The 18,429-nt window shown below is 65.7% G+C and carries 18 protein-coding genes; 16 read left to right on the top strand and 2 right to left on the bottom strand.

All coding sequences use genetic code 11. The annotated features are described in order from the left end of the window. Positions 1 to 43: 43 nt before the first annotated feature. Positions 44 to 1,315: an MFS transporter gene (locus tag C1H66_RS03300; RefSeq protein WP_102626493.1), complete on the bottom strand. Its 1,272-nt coding sequence runs from the start codon at positions 1,313 to 1,315 to the stop codon at positions 44 to 46. A 106-nt stretch (positions 1,316 to 1,421) separates the two neighbouring features. Continuing rightward, entirely contained in the window at positions 1,422 to 2,156 is a 735-nt protein-coding gene (locus C1H66_RS03295) for a FadR/GntR family transcriptional regulator (RefSeq protein ID WP_102626492.1), read from the bottom strand. A gap of 225 nt (positions 2,157 to 2,381) precedes the next feature. Here C1H66_RS03295 and C1H66_RS03290 point away from each other — a divergent pair, with 225 nt between their 5' ends. The 16 genes from C1H66_RS03290 to C1H66_RS03215 form a co-directional block, all read left to right on the top strand. Further along, the gene (locus tag C1H66_RS03290; RefSeq protein WP_102626491.1) at positions 2,382 to 3,356 is read left to right on the top strand and encodes a TRAP transporter substrate-binding protein; all 975 of its coding nucleotides are present in this window, start codon (positions 2,382 to 2,384) and stop codon (positions 3,354 to 3,356) included. A 69-nt stretch (positions 3,357 to 3,425) separates the two neighbouring features. Further along, positions 3,426 to 3,980, top strand: coding sequence for a TRAP transporter small permease (locus C1H66_RS03285; protein ID WP_102626490.1), 555 nt, complete (start codon positions 3,426 to 3,428; stop codon positions 3,978 to 3,980). After that, the gene (locus tag C1H66_RS03280) at positions 3,977 to 5,257 is read left to right on the top strand and encodes a TRAP transporter large permease (protein ID WP_102626489.1); all 1,281 of its coding nucleotides are present in this window, start codon (positions 3,977 to 3,979) and stop codon (positions 5,255 to 5,257) included. The genes C1H66_RS03285 and C1H66_RS03280 overlap by 4 nt, the downstream gene beginning before the upstream one ends. Positions 5,258 to 5,270: 13 nt before the next feature. Next, positions 5,271 to 6,299 (top strand): 4-hydroxythreonine-4-phosphate dehydrogenase PdxA, encoded by a 1,029-nt coding sequence (locus C1H66_RS03275; RefSeq protein ID WP_102626488.1) that lies wholly within the window; start codon positions 5,271 to 5,273, stop codon positions 6,297 to 6,299. 28 nt (positions 6,300 to 6,327) lie between these two features. Further along, on the top strand, positions 6,328 to 7,500 hold the full coding sequence (locus tag C1H66_RS03270) for an L-rhamnonate dehydratase (protein WP_102626487.1): 1,173 nt from the start codon (positions 6,328 to 6,330) through the stop codon (positions 7,498 to 7,500). Positions 7,501 to 7,511: 11 nt separating this feature from the next. Continuing rightward, on the top strand, positions 7,512 to 8,510 hold the full coding sequence (araD1, locus tag C1H66_RS03265) for an AraD1 family protein (protein WP_102626486.1): 999 nt from the start codon (positions 7,512 to 7,514) through the stop codon (positions 8,508 to 8,510). Positions 8,511 to 8,541: 31 nt separating this feature from the next. Next, positions 8,542 to 9,549 (top strand): TRAP transporter substrate-binding protein, encoded by a 1,008-nt coding sequence (locus tag C1H66_RS03260; protein ID WP_102626485.1) that lies wholly within the window; start codon positions 8,542 to 8,544, stop codon positions 9,547 to 9,549. A 127-nt stretch (positions 9,550 to 9,676) separates the two neighbouring features. Then, a complete protein-coding gene (locus tag C1H66_RS03255) occupies positions 9,677 to 10,267 on the top strand; it encodes a TRAP transporter small permease (RefSeq protein WP_205738622.1) in 591 nt (196 codons plus the stop codon). Beyond that, complete coding sequence (locus tag C1H66_RS03250; RefSeq protein WP_102626484.1) at positions 10,264 to 11,544, top strand: TRAP transporter large permease subunit; 1,281 nt, start codon at positions 10,264 to 10,266, stop codon at positions 11,542 to 11,544. The genes C1H66_RS03255 and C1H66_RS03250 overlap by 4 nt, the downstream gene beginning before the upstream one ends. Before the next feature lie 96 nt (positions 11,545 to 11,640). Beyond that, positions 11,641 to 12,624 carry a TRAP transporter substrate-binding protein gene (locus C1H66_RS03245; protein WP_102626483.1) on the top strand — a complete coding sequence of 328 codons (984 nt, stop codon included), beginning with the start codon at positions 11,641 to 11,643 and terminating at the stop codon, positions 12,622 to 12,624. A 78-nt stretch (positions 12,625 to 12,702) separates the two neighbouring features. Next, a complete protein-coding gene (locus C1H66_RS03240) occupies positions 12,703 to 13,635 on the top strand; it encodes a YncE family protein (RefSeq protein WP_102626482.1) in 933 nt (310 codons plus the stop codon). A 47-nt stretch (positions 13,636 to 13,682) separates the two neighbouring features. Then, positions 13,683 to 14,618 (top strand): amidohydrolase family protein, encoded by a 936-nt coding sequence (locus C1H66_RS03235; protein WP_102626481.1) that lies wholly within the window; start codon positions 13,683 to 13,685, stop codon positions 14,616 to 14,618. Between the two features lie 27 nt (positions 14,619 to 14,645). Continuing rightward, positions 14,646 to 16,217 (top strand): aldehyde dehydrogenase (NADP(+)), encoded by a 1,572-nt coding sequence (locus C1H66_RS03230; protein WP_102626480.1) that lies wholly within the window; start codon positions 14,646 to 14,648, stop codon positions 16,215 to 16,217. A gap of 103 nt (positions 16,218 to 16,320) precedes the next feature. Further along, complete coding sequence (locus tag C1H66_RS03225) at positions 16,321 to 17,052, top strand: CvfB family protein (RefSeq protein WP_102626479.1); 732 nt, start codon at positions 16,321 to 16,323, stop codon at positions 17,050 to 17,052. Positions 17,053 to 17,164: 112 nt separating this feature from the next. Then, complete coding sequence (gene gshB, locus C1H66_RS03220) at positions 17,165 to 18,121, top strand: glutathione synthase (protein WP_102626478.1); 957 nt, start codon at positions 17,165 to 17,167, stop codon at positions 18,119 to 18,121. A 3-nt stretch (positions 18,122 to 18,124) separates the two neighbouring features. Beyond that, positions 18,125 to 18,429 (top strand): hypothetical protein (locus C1H66_RS03215; RefSeq protein ID WP_423133064.1); only part of this gene is annotated, 305 nt, incomplete at its 3' end.

Here is an 18,429-nt window from a genome sequence, read left to right as displayed (position 1 = left end):
TCCGATGCGGTTGCAACCGTCGGAGGAAGGCGTGAGCGGTGGGTCAACTCCGAGGCGGCTCCATCGCGGCCTCGTCGAAGCGGTCGACCCGCCGCAGCGGGGCGAATACCCGCAGCCACGCGCCGACCACCGCCAGGGTGCCGAGCCCGCCGATCACCGCGGCGGGCACCACGCCGACCCAGGCGGCCATGCTGCCGGCGCGGAACTCGCCGAGTTCGTTGGAGGAGCCGATGAACAGCATGTTGACGGCATTGACCCGGCCGCGCATCTCGTCCGGGGTGGCCAGCTGGATCAGGGTCATGCGCACGTAGACGCTGATCATGTCGGCGGCGCCGGCGACCAGCATGGCGGCCAGCGACAGCCAGAACAGGGTCGAGAGGGCGAACACCAGGTTGGCGACGCCGAACACCGCTACCGAGGCGAACATCACCGCCCCGGCGTGGCGCCTGATGCCACGCACTCCCAGGTAGAGCCCCATCAGCAGGGCGCCGACGGCGATGGCGCTGCGCAGCGCGCCCAGGCCCTCGGGGCCCACGTGCAGCACCTCCTGGGCGTAGATCGGCAGCAGTGCCACCACGCCGCCCAGCAGCACCGCGAACAGGTCCAGGGAGATGGCGCCGAGGATGATCGGCTGGTGGCGGATATAGCCGATGCCGGCGGTGAAGCGTCGCCAGGCGGTGGCCTCCAGGGGCCCGCTCTGCAGGGCATGGCGGATCGGCACCGGCACCAGCAGCGCCAGGGCCGCCACGAAGCCGCCCAGGCACACCGCGTAGGCCAGGCTGCCGCCCGCCGCGTAGAGGATGCCGCCGAGCAGCGGGCCGCCGATCACCGCGATCTTCATGATCGAGCTGTTGAGCGCGATGGCCTGGGCGAGCTGGGCGCGGGGCACGATGTTCGGCAGCAGGCTCTGCAGGGTCGGTCCGGTGAAGGCCCGGGCGCAGCCGAACAGCGCCAGCACGGCATAGTAGAGCGTCACGTCGCCGCCGGCGGCGACGGAGAGCACCAGCAGCAGGGCGCTGCACAGGCCCTGCACGGCCCAGCTGAGCTGCAGGATGCGCTTGCGCGGAAAGCGATCGACCAGGTCGCCGGCGGGCAGCAGCAACAGCACCATGGGCAGGAACTGCGCCAGCCCCACATAGGCCAGCGACATGGGATCGCGGGTGATGGCGTAGACCTGCCAGGCCACCACCACGGCCTGGATCTGCATGGCGAAGACCGCCGCCAGCCGCGAGAGGAGGAAGCTCAGGAAGCCGGGCTGGCGATGCAGGGGCAGAAGGTCGTCGGTGGAGCCGTGGGGAATGGCGTCGGGTCGCATGGGCCTGCCGGATGACGAATCGAAGCGCGAGTCTAGTCGCTCTGGACACTATCTTAACCCGGTTAATTAATAGCCCGCTAATAACGCTGCCGAGCAGGCGCTGTGGTCATCGCTCGGCGCGGAGCTTGGCCTTGGTGGTGCGGTAGACGCTGTCGAGGTGCGCCAGCATGGCACGCTCGGCGGCATCGGGGTCGCCGCGCTTCAGCGCCTCAACGATATGTCGATGCTCGTGGTAGCTGCGCTCGATGGCGCCCTCTTCCACCATGACCTGACGGCGAATGTTGAGGCCGTAGGCGTAGAGCTCCTCGGCATAGCGCAGCAGGATCTCGTTGCCGGCATACTCCGAGATCAGCTTGTGGAAGTTCTGGTCGGAGAGCTGGAAATGCACTGGTGAAGCGAACAGCTTGCTTTGGGCGTCCAGCAGCCGTTCCAGCTTGGCGATGCCCTCGGCGTCGATCCGCATGGCGGCACGACGGGCAATCGCCGCCTCGACCACGATGCGGCTCTCGAACACGCTATCCACGTCGAAGCGGTTCACTTCGTCATCACTGCCTACCGGCTGAGCGGAACGAAACCGTGCCAGCACTTCGTCGCTGGCACGGATACGCGTCTTGCTGCCATGGGATACGCTGATCAGCCCATAGGCGGTGATCTGCGAGAGGGCCCCACGTACCGTCTCCCGACTTACCTCGAAGAGTTGGGCGAGCTCGCGTTCACTGGGCAAGACGTCACCGTCGCGCAACAGCCCTGTCTGGATCATCTCGATCAGCTTATCGGCCAGAATGTCCTTCTTGGTCTTGTTCTTGAGCGCCTTTTCAAAGGCGAACGCTGGATTGTCCATAACGCTTTTCTCCTTCCTACTGGTCTAAATAGTAGACCAGAAAGGCCGAATGTTGCTACCCCTCTGCCGACGGCGAGATACGACAAACGTCTAAAAACCGTGTTCTTGGCTTGACGATTCGCTGCCATGATATCTAGATTGAATACAACTGGTATGGTTAACCAACCAGCATACCAGTTAACCAAAGCGTCACATCCACATGAGAACAACAAGGATTACCACGCCATGATCAAGAAGCTCCTCGGCCTGTCCGCGCTGTCCCTGAGCCTCGCCGCGACGCAAGCCCAGGCCGACAAGATCGTCTTCGCCATCGGTGGCACGCCGCAAAGCCTGCAGGGTCAGACCGCTCAGGAGTTCACCCGACGCCTGCAGGAGCGGCTCGGCGATGCGCATCAGGTCGAATACTACGACAGCGGCCAACTGGGCGACGAGCGCCAACTGATCCAGAAGCTGCGACTGGGCACCGTCGACCTGGCGGCGATTTCCTCGATCATGTCCTCGGTGTCGCCCGACTTCGCGCTGTTCGACCTGCCGTTTCTGGTCAAGGACCGCGAGCACCTCAAGCGCATCGATCAGGACATCGTGATGCACGACCTGGCCGAGAGCGCCGACGCCAAGGGCTTGCACCTGGTCTCCACCTGGGAAAACGGCTTCCGCCAGATCACCAACAGCACACGGCCGATCGATACGCCCGAGGATCTCTCCGGGATGAAGATCCGCACGCCGCAGAGCGAGTGGCGCACCCTGATGTTCAGTACCTGGGGCGCGAATCCCACGCCGATGGCCTTCTCCGAGGTGTTCGTCGGTTTGCAGACCGGTGTCGTCGATGGTCAGGAGAACCCGCTCAGCAATATCGATGGCGCCAAGTTCCAGGAAGTCCAGGACTACCTGTCACTCTCCAACCATGTCTATTCACCGATCTGGCTGACCGCCGGCAAGGGCGGTTGGGAACAGCTGCCCGAAGACGTGCGTATCGCCATCAACGAGGTCGCCGCCGAGACCCAGGACTGGGCACTGGCCAAGGGCACGGAGCTTGACGACTCCTTGCTAGGCGCCATGCGCGAGGCCGGCATGGAGATCAACCAGGTCGATCGCAGTGCCTTTATAGAGGCCAGCAATCCTGTCTATCAGACCTTCTCCGAGAAGGTCCCGGGTGGACAGGAACTGGTCGACCGCGCCATGGCGCTGGCCGAGGAGTAATGCCACATGTCGTCACGTTCGGGCGCCGTCCAGGCGCCCTCTAATTCAACATCACGGGAGGCAGGTGTCATGACGCTGATTGACAGCTCTCGTTATCTGCTGGAACGGCTGCTCGAGGCCCTGACCGTCATCCTGCTGCTGGCCTTGACCGCTATCGTCATCGGCGCCGTGGGCTTGCGCATGCTGGGCAGCTCGATTGCCTGGTACGACGAGGTCGCCTCTATCGGCCTGGCCTGGCTGAGCTTCTACGGTGCCAACCTGGCGGCACTCAAGCGTGCCCATATGGGCTTTCCCGGCCTGGTCAGCCACGCCCCGGCAGCCGTTCGCACCGCCTTGTTCATCGCCTCGGAAGTCATCGTGATCGGCTTCTTCGCCGTCGTCGCTCTCTATGGCTATCGGGTACTCGAAGTACTCGCTTGGGACAGCCTGGTTTCACTGCCCTGGATCGGACTCGATGTCACCCAGTCGGTGATCCCGATCAGCGCCGCGCTGTTCATTCTGTGTGAGCTGCTCAGCCTGCCCATGGCCTGGCGCAAGATGCGCAGCGGCGTTAACAGCGAAGCAGAAGAGATCGAAGCCGCCATCCGACAGGCCGAGGAAGACCTCGAGGAGCATCGCGCATGACACTCCTGGTCATCATTGCCGCCCTCTTCGCCCTGGTGCTGATCAACGTGCCGATCGCGGTGGCCATCGGCGTGGTCGGGGTCGTGGGCGTCTACCTCAACCTGGGCGCCGAGGCCCTGGTCAACGTGCCGCTGACGCTGTTCAACGGCGCGACCAAGTTTCCCTTGATCGCCATTCCCCTGTTCATCTTCGCCGGCGCCCTGATGAACACCTCGGGCATCTCCATGCGCCTGATCAACCTGGTCACGGCCATGGTCGGTTTCGTGCGCGGCGGCCTGGCGATGGTCAACGTCGGGGTCTCGCTGTTCTTCGCCGAGATCTCCGGCTCGGCGGTCGCCGACGTGGCTGCCACCGGCTCGGTACTGATCCCGGAGATGAAACGGCGCAAGTACGACCCCAACTTTTCCGCCGCCATCACCTCCTCCTCGGCCTCGCTGGCGATCATCATTCCGCCATCGCTGTCGATGATCCTGTACGGCGCCATCGCCGACACGTCCATCGTCAAGCTGTTCGTGGCCGGTATCGTACCCGGCCTCCTTGGCGCCATCGGCCTGGCCGGTGCCTGCTACTACTATGCAGTGAAATATGACCTGCCGCGCGAAGACGCCTTCAATCTGAGCCGGCTCGGCAAGACCTTCAAGGAAGCCTTCTGGGCCCTGCTGCTGCCGGTGATCATTCTTGGCGGGATCTTCGGCGGCTTCGTCACCGCCACCGAAGGCGCGGGCATCGCCGTGCTCGCCGCCCTGCTGATCGGCGGTCTCATCTACCACGAATTGAACCTCAAGATCCTCTACCGCTCGGTGATCGATGGCGTGGTGCAGACCGCCGTGGTGATGCTGCTGGTGGCCACCTCCGCCGTGCTCGGACTGTTCCTCACCGAGATGCAACTGCCCCAGCAGTTGGCCCGCGAAATCACCGCCATCACCCAAGAGCCGGTTCTGGTCCTGGCCCTGCTCAATATCCTGTTGCTGTTGCTCGGCATGTTCCTGCATGGCGCTGCCGCCATCATTCTGGTGGTGCCCATCGTCATGCCCCTGGTACAGCAGATCGGCATCGATCCGATCCACTTCGGCTTGATCCTGACCCTCAACCTGGCCATCGGCCAGCAGACCCCCCCCGTGGCTTCGGTACTGGCTACCGCCTGTTCCATCGCCAAGACCGACATGTGGGAAGTCACCAAGGTCAACCTGCCGATGATCCTGGTGCTGTTCATCGTGCTGATGCTGGTGACCTATGTCCCCGCCATTCCCATGACCCTCGTCAATCTCTTCTACTGAGCCGGAGATAACCATGAACGATTCACGCCCCGTCATTGCCGTCACCCTGGGCGATCCCGCCGGCATCGGCCCCGAACTGATCGCCAAGCTGTTTGCCGAAACGGCGCTGTTCACCGCGGTGCATACCGTGCTGGTGGGGGATCGCTGGCTATGGGAAGAAGGCCAGCGCGTCGCCGGCATCCGTCACCAGCTTCCCGAGGTCGATAGCTTCGCCGCCGCCCGCGAGCACGGCGGCCCGGTATTTCTGTCCGTCGAGACCGTGGCCGAAGGTGAGGTTCCCTATGCCGAGGAAACCGCCGCCGGCGGCACCTCGACCTTGACGGTGCTGACTCGCTGCCTGGAGGCTGCCCAGGCCGGCGACGTGGATGCCATCTGCTTCGCGCCGCTCAACAAGTTCTCGATGAAGAAGGGCGGGCTCCAGCACGAGGACGAGCTGCACTTCTTCGCCGAACACCTGGGCGTCGATGGCTACTTCTGCGAGTTCAACACCCTGGGCACGCTGTGGACCTCGCGCATCTCGTCGCACATCCCGCTCAAGGACGCCGCGCAGTACGTGACCCAGGAACGCATCGTCGCGGCCAGCAAGCTGATCCACGACTCCCTGAAGCTGGCCGGCATCGAGGCACCGCGTGTCGCGGTGGCGGCCTTCAACCCCCACGGCGGCGAGGGCGGCACCTGCGGGCGCGAGGAGATCGAGGTCATCGCGCCCGCCGTCAAGGCGTGCCAGGCCCAGGGCTATCCCGTCGCCGGCCCCTTTCCCGCCGACACCATCTTCCTCAAGGCCCGTGACGGTGAGTATGACGCCATCGTCACCATGTACCACGACCAGGGGCAGATCGCGATCAAGCTGCTGGGCTTCAAGCAGGGCGTGACCGTCCAGGGCGGCCTGCCGATCCCCATCACCACTCCGGCCCACGGCACCGCCTTCGATATCGCCGGCCAGGGCAAGGCCGATGTCGGCCCGACCCGAAACGCTTTTGCCATCGCCTGCCGCATGGGCGAGAGCCTGCGTCGCCAGCGTCTCGAAACCCTCAAGGCCTGATCACTAACAGACACAAGGAAAGCCAAAGATGAAGATCACCAAGGTCCGTACCCGCGTCTTCGAATGGAAGGGGCATACCGTCACGCCGACCCCGCACTTCTGCGCCAACGCCATGGACGAACTGTGGGACAAGGGCGACTCCATGGGCACCTTCCGCTTCCATGGTTGGACCACCGTGGAGATCGAGACCGACACCGGCCTGGTGGGCCTGGGTAACGTGGCGCTGGCGCCGCGCATCGCCAAGGCCATCATCGACCAGTACCTGGCGCCGTTGGTGATCGGCCAGGACCCCTTCGACTACGAGTACCTGTGGCAGCGCATGTACCGCTCCACCCACGCCTGGGGTCGCAAGGGGATCGGCATGGCGGCGATCTCGGGGGTCGATATCGCGATCTGGGACCTGATGGGCAAGGCGCTGGGCAAGCCGGTGTTCAAGCTGCTCGGTGGTCGCACCAAGGAGAAGATTCCCTGCTACGCCTCCAAGCTCTATCGCACCGACCTCAAGTCGATGCAGCAAGAGGCCCAGTCCTACCTCGACCAGGGCTTCAAGGCGATGAAGATGCGCTTCGGCTATGGCCCCAAGGACGGCCCCGAGGGCATGCGCGCCAACCTCGACAGCGTCGCCGCGGTGCGCGAGGTGATCGGCGAGGACATCGACCTGATGCTCGAGTGCTACATGGGCTGGAACCTGGAGTACGCCAAGCGCATGCTGCCGAAGCTGGAGCGCTTCCAGCCGCGCTGGCTGGAGGAGCCGGTGATCGCCGACGACATCGACGGCTACGCGGAGCTGAATCAGCTGACCAGCATCCCCATCTCCGGCGGCGAACACGAGTTCACTCACTACGGTTTCCGCCAGCTGCTCGAGAAGCGTGCCGTCTCGGTGATCCAGTACGACACCAACCGGGTCGGCGGCATCACCGCGGCGCGCAAGATCAACGCCATCGCCGAATCCTTCAGCGTGCCGGTGATCCCCCACGCCGGACAGATGCACAACTACCACCTGACCATGTCGACGCTGGCCTCGCCGATGTCCGAGTTCTTCCCGGTGCACGACGTCGAGATCGGTAACGAACTCTTCTACTACCTGTTCGAGGGCGATCCCGAGCCGGTCAACGGCTTCCTCGACCTGGACGACGACACTCCGGGGCTGGGGCTGTCGCTCAACGAGCGTTACTTCGACCAGTTCACCATCATCGAGTGAGGAGCCCCGTGATGCGAATCGTACAAGTCATGACGCCCCGCGGCGTACGCGCTGCGGTGGTCGAAAGCCGCGACCAATTGCGCCTGATCGACTATCCCGGCGGCACCTATGCGCTGGCCCAGGCGGCCATCGACGAGGGAGTGTCCCTCGCCGAGGTCATCGCATCTCGCCGCTGCCATGAGCTGCTGGATTACAAGCAGGCGCTCGACATGCGCCAGTTGCTGCCCCCGGTTACCCATCCCGATCCGGCCCACTGCCTGGTCACCGGCACCGGCCTGACCCACCTGGGTAGTGCCGATACCCGTTCGGCCATGCATGCCAAGGCACAGGTAGCGGAGAGCGAACTCACCGACTCCATGCGCATGTTCAATCTCGGTGTCGAGGGTGGCAAGCCGGACGTGGGCCATATCGGCGCCCAGCCGGAGTGGTTCTACAAGGGCGATGGCAACAGCGTCGTCGCCCCGGAGCAGCCATTCGACGTGCCGGCCTTCGCCGAAGACGCCGGCGAGGAGCCGGAGCTGGTCGGTGTCTACCTCAATGGCCCCGACGGTACGCCCTACCGCCTCGGTTACGCCGTCGGCAACGAATTCTCCGACCATCTCACCGAACGCGCCAATTACCTGTGGTTAGCCCATTCCAAGCTGCGCCCGTGCAGTTTCGGTCCGGAACTGTTGATCGGCGCACTGCCGGCGCATCTGCAAGGCGAAAGCCGCATCGTGCGCGAAGGCGAGGTGCTGTGGCGCAAGCCCTTCCTCACCGGCGAGGCCAACATGGCCCACAGCCTCGCCAACCTGGAACACCACCACTTCAAGTATGCGCAATTCCGTCTCCCCGGCGATCTGCACGTGCACTACTTCGGCACCGCCACCCTGAGCTTTGCCGATGGCATCGAAGTGCGCGACGGCGACCGTTTCGAGATCGAACTGCCGGCGCTGGGGCGCGCCCTGTGCAACCCGGTGCGCGTCGCGTCAAAAAGCAACGCTGCCCTTGTGCGGGTGCATTCCCTGTAGTCGGCGTCATGCCATACCGGAGATCGCCACAATGACAACCCGGACCCCCACCCTGAGCAGCGCCTTCGCCACCCTACTGGTCGCGATATCCCTGGCACCCCTTGCCTCTGCCCAGGCCGCTACCACACTGACGTTCGCCCATGCTCACCCGGTCGAGGATTCTCAGCACCTCGCCGCGGAGCGATTCGCCGAGCGTGTCGAGGAACGCAGCGGTGGCGAGCTCAAGGTTCGCCTGTTCCCCAACGGCCAGCTCGGCAACGACCAGGCCATGATCGCCGGAGTACGCGGTGGCACCATCGATATCGAACTGTCCGGCAACCCCTACTTCAGCGGCCTGGTCGGCGAGCTCAACGTGCTCGACCTGCCTTTCCTGTTCGATGACTACGACGAGGCCCACCGAGTGCTCGATGGCGAAGTCGGCGAGGACCTGCTCGCACGCATGCGCGACCAGGACATCGAGGGGTTGGCGTTCTGGGAGATCGGCTTCCGCAACCTGACCAACTCACGCCGGGCAATCGAGTCGGCCGATGATATCCAGGGCCTCAAGCTGCGCACCACGCCGAATCCGGCTCATATCGCGGCCTTCAAGTCCCTGGGTGCCAATCCCACGCCGATGCCCTTCGCCGAGCTCTTCACCTCACTCGAAACGGGCACTGTGGATGGCCAGGAGAATCCCGTCAGCCTGATCCGCTCGGCCAACCTCTACGAGGTGCAGGAACACCTGTCGCTGACGGCGCATGCCTATACCGCCGCCCCGCTGATCATGAACAAGCGTCGCTTCGACAGCCTGCCCGAGGACCAGCAGCGACTGCTCCGCGAGGAAGCCCTCGAGGCCGCTCGCTACCAGCGCCGGCTCAATCAGGAGCGCCTGGCGGGAGACCTCGAGTTTCTCAAGCAGCAAGGCATGCAGGTGATCGAGCAACCCGACCGGGCCTCGATGCGCGACAAGGTCGCCGAGCCGGTTCGCAACGAGTTCGTCTCCAAGCACGGCAGCGAATTGCTGGAAGCCGTGAAAGCGGTCAAGGGCGTAGAGAACTGAGACGTCGCGTTACGGCGAACGGGCCCTGGCAAGCCTAATCCTGCTACCGCGACAAACGTCGTCAAGAATTAAGGGGAGACACATGCACGCCACTACGCCACGCGCGTCCACCAAGGAGCGTTCGTTCATGCACAAGACATCGCGCCGCGACACCTCCTCGCCCGTCGCTGCCACGTCGTCCGTGGCTTCCCGGTCGGGCATAGCGGGGCTGGCCGGCCAAGTGGCCCGCCTGGGACGAGGCATGGAGCGCCTGCTCAATCTACTGATGGTGCTGGCGCTGGTCAGCATGATCGTGCTGGTCTTCACCAATGTGGTGCTGCGCTACGGCTTCAACAGTGGCATTTCCATCAGCGTCGAGCTGTCACGCTTCCTGTTCGTGTGGGTGACCTTCCTGGGTGCCGTGACCGCCCTGCTGCGCCATGAGCACCTGAGCGTGACGACGCTGGCCGAGCGCTTGCCGCGTCCGGCACAGGCGGTGCTCGGGCGCCTGGTCACCCTGGTCATGCTGGGCTGCTGCCTGATGCTGCTCAAGGGCAGCTACGAGCAGACCCTACTGAACTGGAGCAACCTTTCCCCGATCAGTGGGATTCCCGTGGGGGTCTTTTACCTGGCCGGCCTGATGGCCGGTGGGCTGATGTCGGTGATCCTGGCCTATCGGCTGCTGATGCCCGCCGCAGCGCAATCCACGGCACCGCCCCGTGAAGGAGAAGCGTCATGACCATCGGCCTGTTCCTCGGTTCGCTGCTCGCCTCGATCGGCCTGAGCGTACCCATCGCCTTCGCCCTGCTGGTCAGCGCCGTGGTGCTGATGCTGCACCTGGATATGTTCAATTCGCAGATCCTGGCGCAGAACCTGGTCAACGGGGCCGACAGCTACACCCTGCTGGCGATTCCCTTCTTCCTCGTCGCCGGCGAGGTGATGTCGCGCGGCGGCCTGTCGAAGCGCATCGTCTCGCTGGCCATGACACTGGTCGGGCACCGCAAGGGAGGCCTGGGCTTCGTGGCCATCTTCGCCGCCATCATCATGGCCAGCCTGTCCGGTTCGGCCGTTGCCGATACCGCCGCCCTGGCCAGCATGTTGCTGCCGATGATGCGCCAGGCCGGCTATCCGCTGGGGCGCTCGTCAGGCCTGATGGCGGCCGGCGGCATCATCGCGCCGATCATTCCGCCCTCGATTCCGCTGATCATCATCGGCGTGGCCGGTGGCATCTCGATCGGCAAGCTGTTCCTGGCCGGCATCGTGCCGGGCCTGATCATGGGGGCGACGCTGGTGGTGCTGTGGTCGTTCATGACCCGCAAGGAAGATCTCGTCGTAACTGAGAAAGCCACCTTAAGCGAACGCCTGAAGGCACTCAGGGAGAGCTTCTGGGCCATCTTGCTGCCGGTCATCATCATCGGTGGCATCAAGACCGGCATGTTCACGCCCACCGAGGCCGGCGTCGTGGCAGCCGTCTACGCGATCGTCGTCGCGACGGTCATCTATCGCGAGCTGAACCTGTCCCAGCTCTACGACGTGCTGACCCAGGCCGCACGCAGCACCGCCATCGTCATGTTCCTGGTCGCCGCCGCCATGGTCGCCTCGTGGCTGATCAGCATCGCCCAGCTGCCGTTGATGGTCGCCGACCTGCTGGAACCGCTGGCCGATGACCCGCGCCTGCTGATGCTGGCGATCATGGGCGTGGTGCTGGTGGTCGGCATGGTGATGGACCTGACGCCAACCATCCTGGTGCTGACCCCGATCCTGATGCCCATCGTCAAGCTGGCCGGTATCGATCCGGTCTACTTCGGCATCATGTTCGTCCTCAACTGCTCCATCGGCCTGATCACGCCCCCCGTGGGCAATGTGCTCAACGTCATCACCAGCGTCGGCAACCTGAAGTTCGAGAAGGCCGTGTCGGGCGTCATGCCCTTCGCGCTGGCCTATGTGGTGATCCTGCTGCTGTTCGTGGCGTTCCCGCAGATCATCACGGCCCCGCTCTACTGGCTGGCTGGCTAGACGATGACATACGGCCACCTTCGAACCCCCGCGCGTGAGCTGGCCGTTCAGCTCCCGCCGATACACCGCAACGCCACCCACAAGAGAGATAACATCATGAAGCGTCTAGTAAAAGCGACTACGATCGCCCTGATCGTCACCGGCTCACTGTCACAGGCCCAGGCCGCCACCATGCTCAAGCTGGCACACGCCGCACCGGATAGCGACACCCAGCAGGCCGCGGCGGAACGCTTCGCCGAACTGGTCGAGGAGCGCACCAACGGCGAGGTCACCATCAAGATCTTCGGCAACGGCGTGCTCGGCGGCGACCAGCAGATGATCTCCGGCGTTCGCAGCGGCACCATCGACATCGAGATGTCCGGCAACCCCAACTTCGCTGGACTCGAGCCGGCGCTCGGTGCCTTCGACCTGCCTTATATCTTCGCCGACCGCGAACAGGCCTATCGCGTACTCGACGGCGAGGTCGGTCAGCGGGCGCTCGACCTGCTGGAAGACGATGGCCTCAAGGGCCTGGCGTTCTGGGAAGTCGGTTTCCGCGCCATGACCAACTCCAAGCGTCCCATCAAGACTCCCGACGACGTCAAGGGGCTGGTGATGCGCACCAACTCCAACAAGTCGCTGATCGAGGCGTTTTCGCTGCTTGGCGCCAATCCGGTCCCGATGCCCATCGGCGAACTCTACACGGCGCTCGAGACCGGTACCGTGGATGCCCAGGACCACCCCATCGGCATCGTCTGGTCGGCAGGCTTCCACGAGGTACAGGACTACCTGTCGCTGACCAACCAGGCCTACACCTCGCTGATCATGGTGATGAACGAGGGCAAGTTCGACAGCCTCTCGCCCGAGTATCAGCAGGCGCTGGTCGAGTCAGCGCGTGAAGCCGGTGCCTACCAGCGCGAGCTGAATCTCGAGAATGAGCAGCAGATCATTGCCACGCTTCGTGAAAACGGCATGCAGGTCGAGGAAGAGGTGGATACCGCCGCCTTCCAGGAAGTGATTCGCCCGACCTGGGACAGCTATATCGCCGAGAACGGCAGCGAATGGATCGATGCCATTCAGGGTGTCACACAGCAGGACTGACGCCGCAGCATCGACGGCATCTTCTAACAGCAGGCGCCCGCCAACCGGGCGCCATCCCATCCCTGGAGATCACACACGATGACTCGCGAAGTCCTGCTTTTGAACCAGAAGTGCGCTCACACCCTGAGCCTGTACGATGCCCAGAGCGGCGAGGAACTCAAACATATCCGCCTGCCCGACTACCCGCATGAATTCGTGGTCGACTCACAGGGCCGGTATGCCTTCGTCGGCCACTACGGCATTCTCGGCGCCGATTGTATCGGTGACCAGGGCGGATGTTCGGTATTCGTCATCGACCTCGAGACCTTCGAACACGTCAATACCCTGAGCACCTGGCCCTACTATCGCATCCACGGCCTCGGCATCGACGACCAGGACCGCCTCTACGCCATGAGCGAGGGGCACAACACCCTGCTGCTGTTCAATGATCCGCTCACTACCACGACTCCCGATATGGCCGTCTCCTCCGGTGGCTACAAGACCCACCTGTTCGCCCTCACCCGGCGCGGCGACTGGGCCTACGGCGTCAACCTGCTCAGCAATACCATCACCAAGTTCAAGCCGCATGACGCCACCTTCACGCCGATTGCGATGATTCCGGGCCGCAAGCCGGAGGGCAACTGCCTGTCCGCCGACGAGCGTACCCTGTTCATCAGCAATCGCGACGACGACAGTATCGTCGCCATCGATACCGAGTCGATGAGCGTGCGGCACAGCGCCACTACCGGTCGCGATCCGAACCGCATCTATGGCGATCCCCGGCAGCGCCTGATCACCACCAACTATGGCGAGAGCTCGCTGTCGTTGTTCGACCAGCAGCTTCAGTCGCTGGGACACATCGAGCTCGACAGCATCCCGATCGCCATGAGCTTTCACCCCAATGGCGAGCACGCCTTCGTGTCGTTGAAGGGCGATCACATCGGCGTGCTGAACCTGGAATCCGGCAAGGTCGTTCGCCGCTTTGCCACCCGTGCGGAACCCGACGTGTCCTGCCTGCTGCTGCGCGACTGACGGCACACGCGCCCACTCCCCGACGCGCGCAAGGAGTTGCTCAAGCGATGAATGCCGAACAGCCACTGATCGATGCCCATCATCACCTGTGGGCGCTGGATGGCAGCGTGGCCTACCCCTGGTTGGAAGAACGTCCCGTCGCAGGGTTCTTTCTTGGCGACTACCAGGCGATCCGCCAGCCATTCCTGATCGCTGACCTGAAGGCCTTGATTCCCGAAGGCTACCGGCTGGCGGGCAGCGTGCACTGTGAAGCCGAGGCCAAACGTAGCCAAGCCGTACGTGAAACCTTGTGGATTGCCGCAACCCATGAGCGACACGGGCTACCCACGGCACATGTCGGCTGGGCCGCCTTCGGTCGCCCGGAGTGTGCCGCGCAGCTGGATGCCCAGATGGCCTCGCCACTGTTTCGCGGCGTGCGTGCCAAGCCGCTGACCGCCGCCACCCCGGACAAGGCCGCTCACGTTCGTGGTGACAGCGGCACCCTGCAGGACCGTCACTGGTGTGAAGGCTTGGCCATGCTCGCCGAACGCGGGCTCTCCTGGGACCTGCGCGTCCCAGCCTGGCACCTGCAGGAAGCCGCCGACGCGCTCGAGGCCTTCCCCGGGTTGCGAGTCATCCTCAACCACACCGGTCTGCCGTGGGATCGGTCTCTTCAAGGGCTCGCCACCTGGCGCTCCGGCATGCGCGCCCTGGCAGCCAATCCCGACGTGGCGGTCAAGCTCTCGGAGCTGGGCACGCCCTGGCATGACTGGGACCCCAGCGCCAATTTCGATCTGCTCTGCGAGACCCTGGAGCTGTTCGGCCCAGAACGCTGCCTGTTCGCCAGCAACTTCCCCGTCTCCAGCCTCAGGGTCAGCTACCGCGACTGGCTGGCGCTGGTCGAGGCTGTCATTTCAAGCACCACCCCCGACTACCGGCAAGCCATCCTGCACGACAACGCCGTGCACTGGTATCGATTGGCCCTCGAAACCGACTCTCACTGACCCACCATGAGAAGCAAAGGAATATCCATGCAACCTACCGGACAGCAACTTATCGGCCAACAGACGGTGGCCGCCCATGGTGCACCCATCCAGGCCATCGATCCCGCCACCGGCGAGCGGCTCGAGCCCATCTACGCCGGCGGCAGCGCCGCCGAGGTCGAGCGCGCCTGCGCACTGGCCGAGGCGGCCTGCGACGCCTACCGCGAGACCTCGCTGGAGGCGCGGGCGGTGTTTCTGGACACCATCGCCAGCGAGATCGAGGCGCTCGGCGATGCCCCGATCGAGCGCGCCATGGCCGAGACTGGCCTGCCCCGGGCGCGCCTGGAGGGCGAGCGCGGCCGTACCTGCGGCCAGCTGCGCCTGTTCGCCGCGGTGGTACGCGCCGGCGAGTGGCTCGACGTGCGGATCGACCCGGCCCTGCCCGAGCGGCAGCCCATGCCCCGCGCCGACCTGCGCCAGCGCCATATTGCGCTCGGCCCGGTGGCGGTGTTCGGCGCCAGCAACTTCCCGCTGGCCTTCAGCGTGGCCGGCGGTGATACCGCCTCGGCGCTCGCCGCCGGCTGCCCGGTGGTGGTCAAGGCCCACTCCGCCCACCCCGGCACCTCCGAACTGGTCGGTCGTGCCATTCAGCGCGCTGTCGAGAAGTGCAAGCTGCCGGAGGGCGTGTTCTCGCTGCTGTTCGGCTCGGGCAACGAGATCGGCCAGGCGCTGGTCGCCGACCCGCGTATCCAGGCGGTGGGCTTCACCGGCTCGCGGCGCGGCGGCACGGCGCTGATGAAGACGGCTCAGGCCCGTCCCCAGCCGATCCCGGTGTACGCCGAGATGAGCAGCATCAACCCGGTGTTTCTGCTGCCCGAGGCACTGGCCGCGCGCGGCAGCGAGATCGCCGAGGGCTTCGTCGCCTCGCTGACGATGGGCGCCGGGCAGTTCTGCACCAACCCGGGCCTGGTGATCGGCGTCAAGGGCCCGGCGCTGGACGCCTTCCTCGCCGCCGCCGGCGAGGCGGTGCGCGGCAGCGCCGCCCAGACCATGCTCACCCCGGGTATCCACGCCGCCTATGAGGACGGCGTGGGTCAGCTCGCCGGCGAGGCCCGCGAGATCGCCCGCGGCCCGGCCGGCGAGGGGCCCCACCAGTGCCAGGCCGCACTGTTCGCCGCCCGCGGCGCCGACTTCCTGCAAAGCGAGGCGCTGCAGGCCGAGGTGTTCGGTGCGGCCTCGGTGGTCATCGAGTGCGCCGACCTCGCCGAGATGCGCGCCGTGGCCGAGGCCCTGGAGGGCCAGCTCACCGCCACCCTGCAGCTGGACGACGGCGACCTCGACGCCGCCCGGGCGCTGCTGCCGGCGCTCGAGCGCCGGGCGGGGCGGGTGCTGGCCAACGGCTGGCCCACCGGGGTGGAGGTGTGCCATGCCATGGTCCACGGCGGCCCCTATCCGGCGACCTCCGACGCCCGCAGCACCTCGGTGGGCAGCGCGGCGATCCAGCGCTTCCTGCGCCCGGTGTGCTACCAGTCCCTGCCGGCCGGGCTCTTGCCCCCGGCGCTGCGGGACGGCAACCCGCTGGGGGTGACCCGGCTGGTGGACGGCCAGCGCGAGTCCTGAGGCGTCGGCACCCGGGTGATGACAAGCCAGCAGTACCCTTCGGCGGCCCGCGTGGCCGCCATTTTTGTCATAATGGCCGCACACTTCTGCCGGAAATCCCGCCATGCCTGACTCTCGAGACCGCCGAGCCGCCCCGTCCCGTGCCATCCCGCGTCCCGAGCGTCGTTACCGTACACCGACAGTGGCGGTCGGCGAGGTCGCCTACCTCGAGGTGGTCACGGTCAACGACACCGGCGCCTTCCTCGACTGGGGGCAGCCCAAGGATCTGCTGCTGCCCTACGGCGAGCAGCGCTTTCGACCCACCCCCGGCAAGCGGGTGCTGGTGATGGTCTACGAGGATCAGCGGGGGCGGCCGGTGGCCTCGCAGAAGCTCGACCGCTTCGTCCAGGACGAAGCGACGGGGCTGGCGCCGGGCGACGAGGTGGCGCTGGTGATCGCCGACCAGACCGACCTCGGCTTCAAGACGGTGGTGAACCACCGCTTCTGGGGCCTGCTCTACCGCGACGACGTGACCCGGCCGCTGCGCCGCGGCCAGCGTGTCGCCGGCTATATCAAGCGCCTGCGCGACGACGGCCGGCTGGATCTCTCGCTGCTGCCGCCGGGGGCGGCGCGTCTCGACGTGGTGGGGGAGCAGGTGCTCGAGGCGCTGCGCGCGAGCGGCGGCTACCTGCCGCTCTCCGACAAGAGCCCGGCGGCCGAGATCAAGGCACGGCTGGGGGTGAGCAAAAACGCCTTCAAGCAGGCGATCGGGCGGCTCTACAAGCGGCGGCTGGTCGTCATCGAGGACGCGGGCATCCGCCTGTCACCGGGTAACGACGGCGACGCGAGCCGGTAGGTCCCGGCCGCTTCCGGGGGGTCACCCCCGGCATGGGTGCCTTGGTGTTGCCGCGGGGCCTGCGGCATACTGCCGACATTCCCATTCTTCTTGCCTGTGGACACCCGAACCGATGAGCGAACGCATGCTGAGGGTCGGTGTGGTGATGGATACCATCGCCGACATCGCCTACAAGAAGGACACCACCATGGCCATGCTGTGGGCGGCCCGGGACCGCGGCTGGTCGCTGCACTACCTGGAGCAGGAGGACCTCTTCCTGCGCGACGGGCGCGCCTTCGGCCGGATGCGCGATCTCGAGGTGCATCGCGACCCTGCCCATTGGTTCGATCTCGGGGTGCCCGAGGCGAGGCCGCTGGCCGAGCTCGACGTGATCCTGATGCGCAAGGATCCGCCGGTGGACGCCCACTTCCTCAATGCCGTGCACCTGCTGGGCTTCGCCGAGCGCGAGGGCGTGCTGGTGGTCAACCCGACCCGGGCGCTGCTCGAGTGCAACGAGAAACTCTTCGCCCAGCAGTTCCCGCAGTGCTGCACCCCGACCCTGGTCGCCTGCAGCGAGCCGGTGCTGCGGGCCTTCCACGCCGAGCACCGGGACGTGATCTTCAAGCCGCTGGACGGCATGGGCGGCAGCGGCATCTTCCACGTGCAGCCGGAGGGGCGAAACCTCGGTGCCATCATCGAGACCCTCACCGAGCGCGGCCAGCGCCAGATCATGGCCCAGCGCTACATTCCCGAGATCAGCGAGGGGGACACCCGCATCCTGCTGGTCGACGGCGAGCCGGTGCCCTTCGGGCTGGCCCGGGTGCCCATGGCCGGCGAGACCCGCGGCAACCTGGCCGCCGGCGGCACCGGGGTGAGCCGCGAGCTGACCGCGCGCGACCACTGGCTGATCGAGCAGGTGCAGCCGATGATCCGCGAGAAGGGGCTGATGTTCGTCGGCCTCGACGTGATCGGTGACTACATCACCGAGATCAACGTGACGAGCCCCACCTGCGTGCGCGAGATCGACGACCAGCGCGGTACCGACATCGCCGGCCTGCTGCTGGACGCCATCGAGCGCCGCCTGGGCTGAGCCATGTCGGTGCATGTCAGCGACCCCATCCAGTATGCACCGGTCACCCGGCCGCACCGCCGCTGGCTGGCCTGGTCGCTGGCGCTGCTGCTGCACCTGGCGGTGATCGGCATCGTGGCGAGCTGGCAGTTCGCGCCGGCCCCGGCCGAGCGTGGCAGCCTCGACGTGGTGCTGGTGACCCGCTCCTCGGATGCCCCCGTTGAGGCCGAGGCGATCGCCGAGGCCGACCAGCTGGCCCGTGGCGAGCAGCGGGAGGAGGCGCCCGCCGAGTCCCGCGCTGCGCCCATGGACGACCTGCCCGTGCTGCA

The organism is Halomonas heilongjiangensis, assembly GCF_002879645.1.
GTDB lineage: Bacteria > Pseudomonadota > Gammaproteobacteria > Pseudomonadales > Halomonadaceae > Halomonas > Halomonas heilongjiangensis.
Note: the sequence above shows the minus strand (reverse complement) of the source record. Positions and strands in the feature narration are given on the sequence as shown.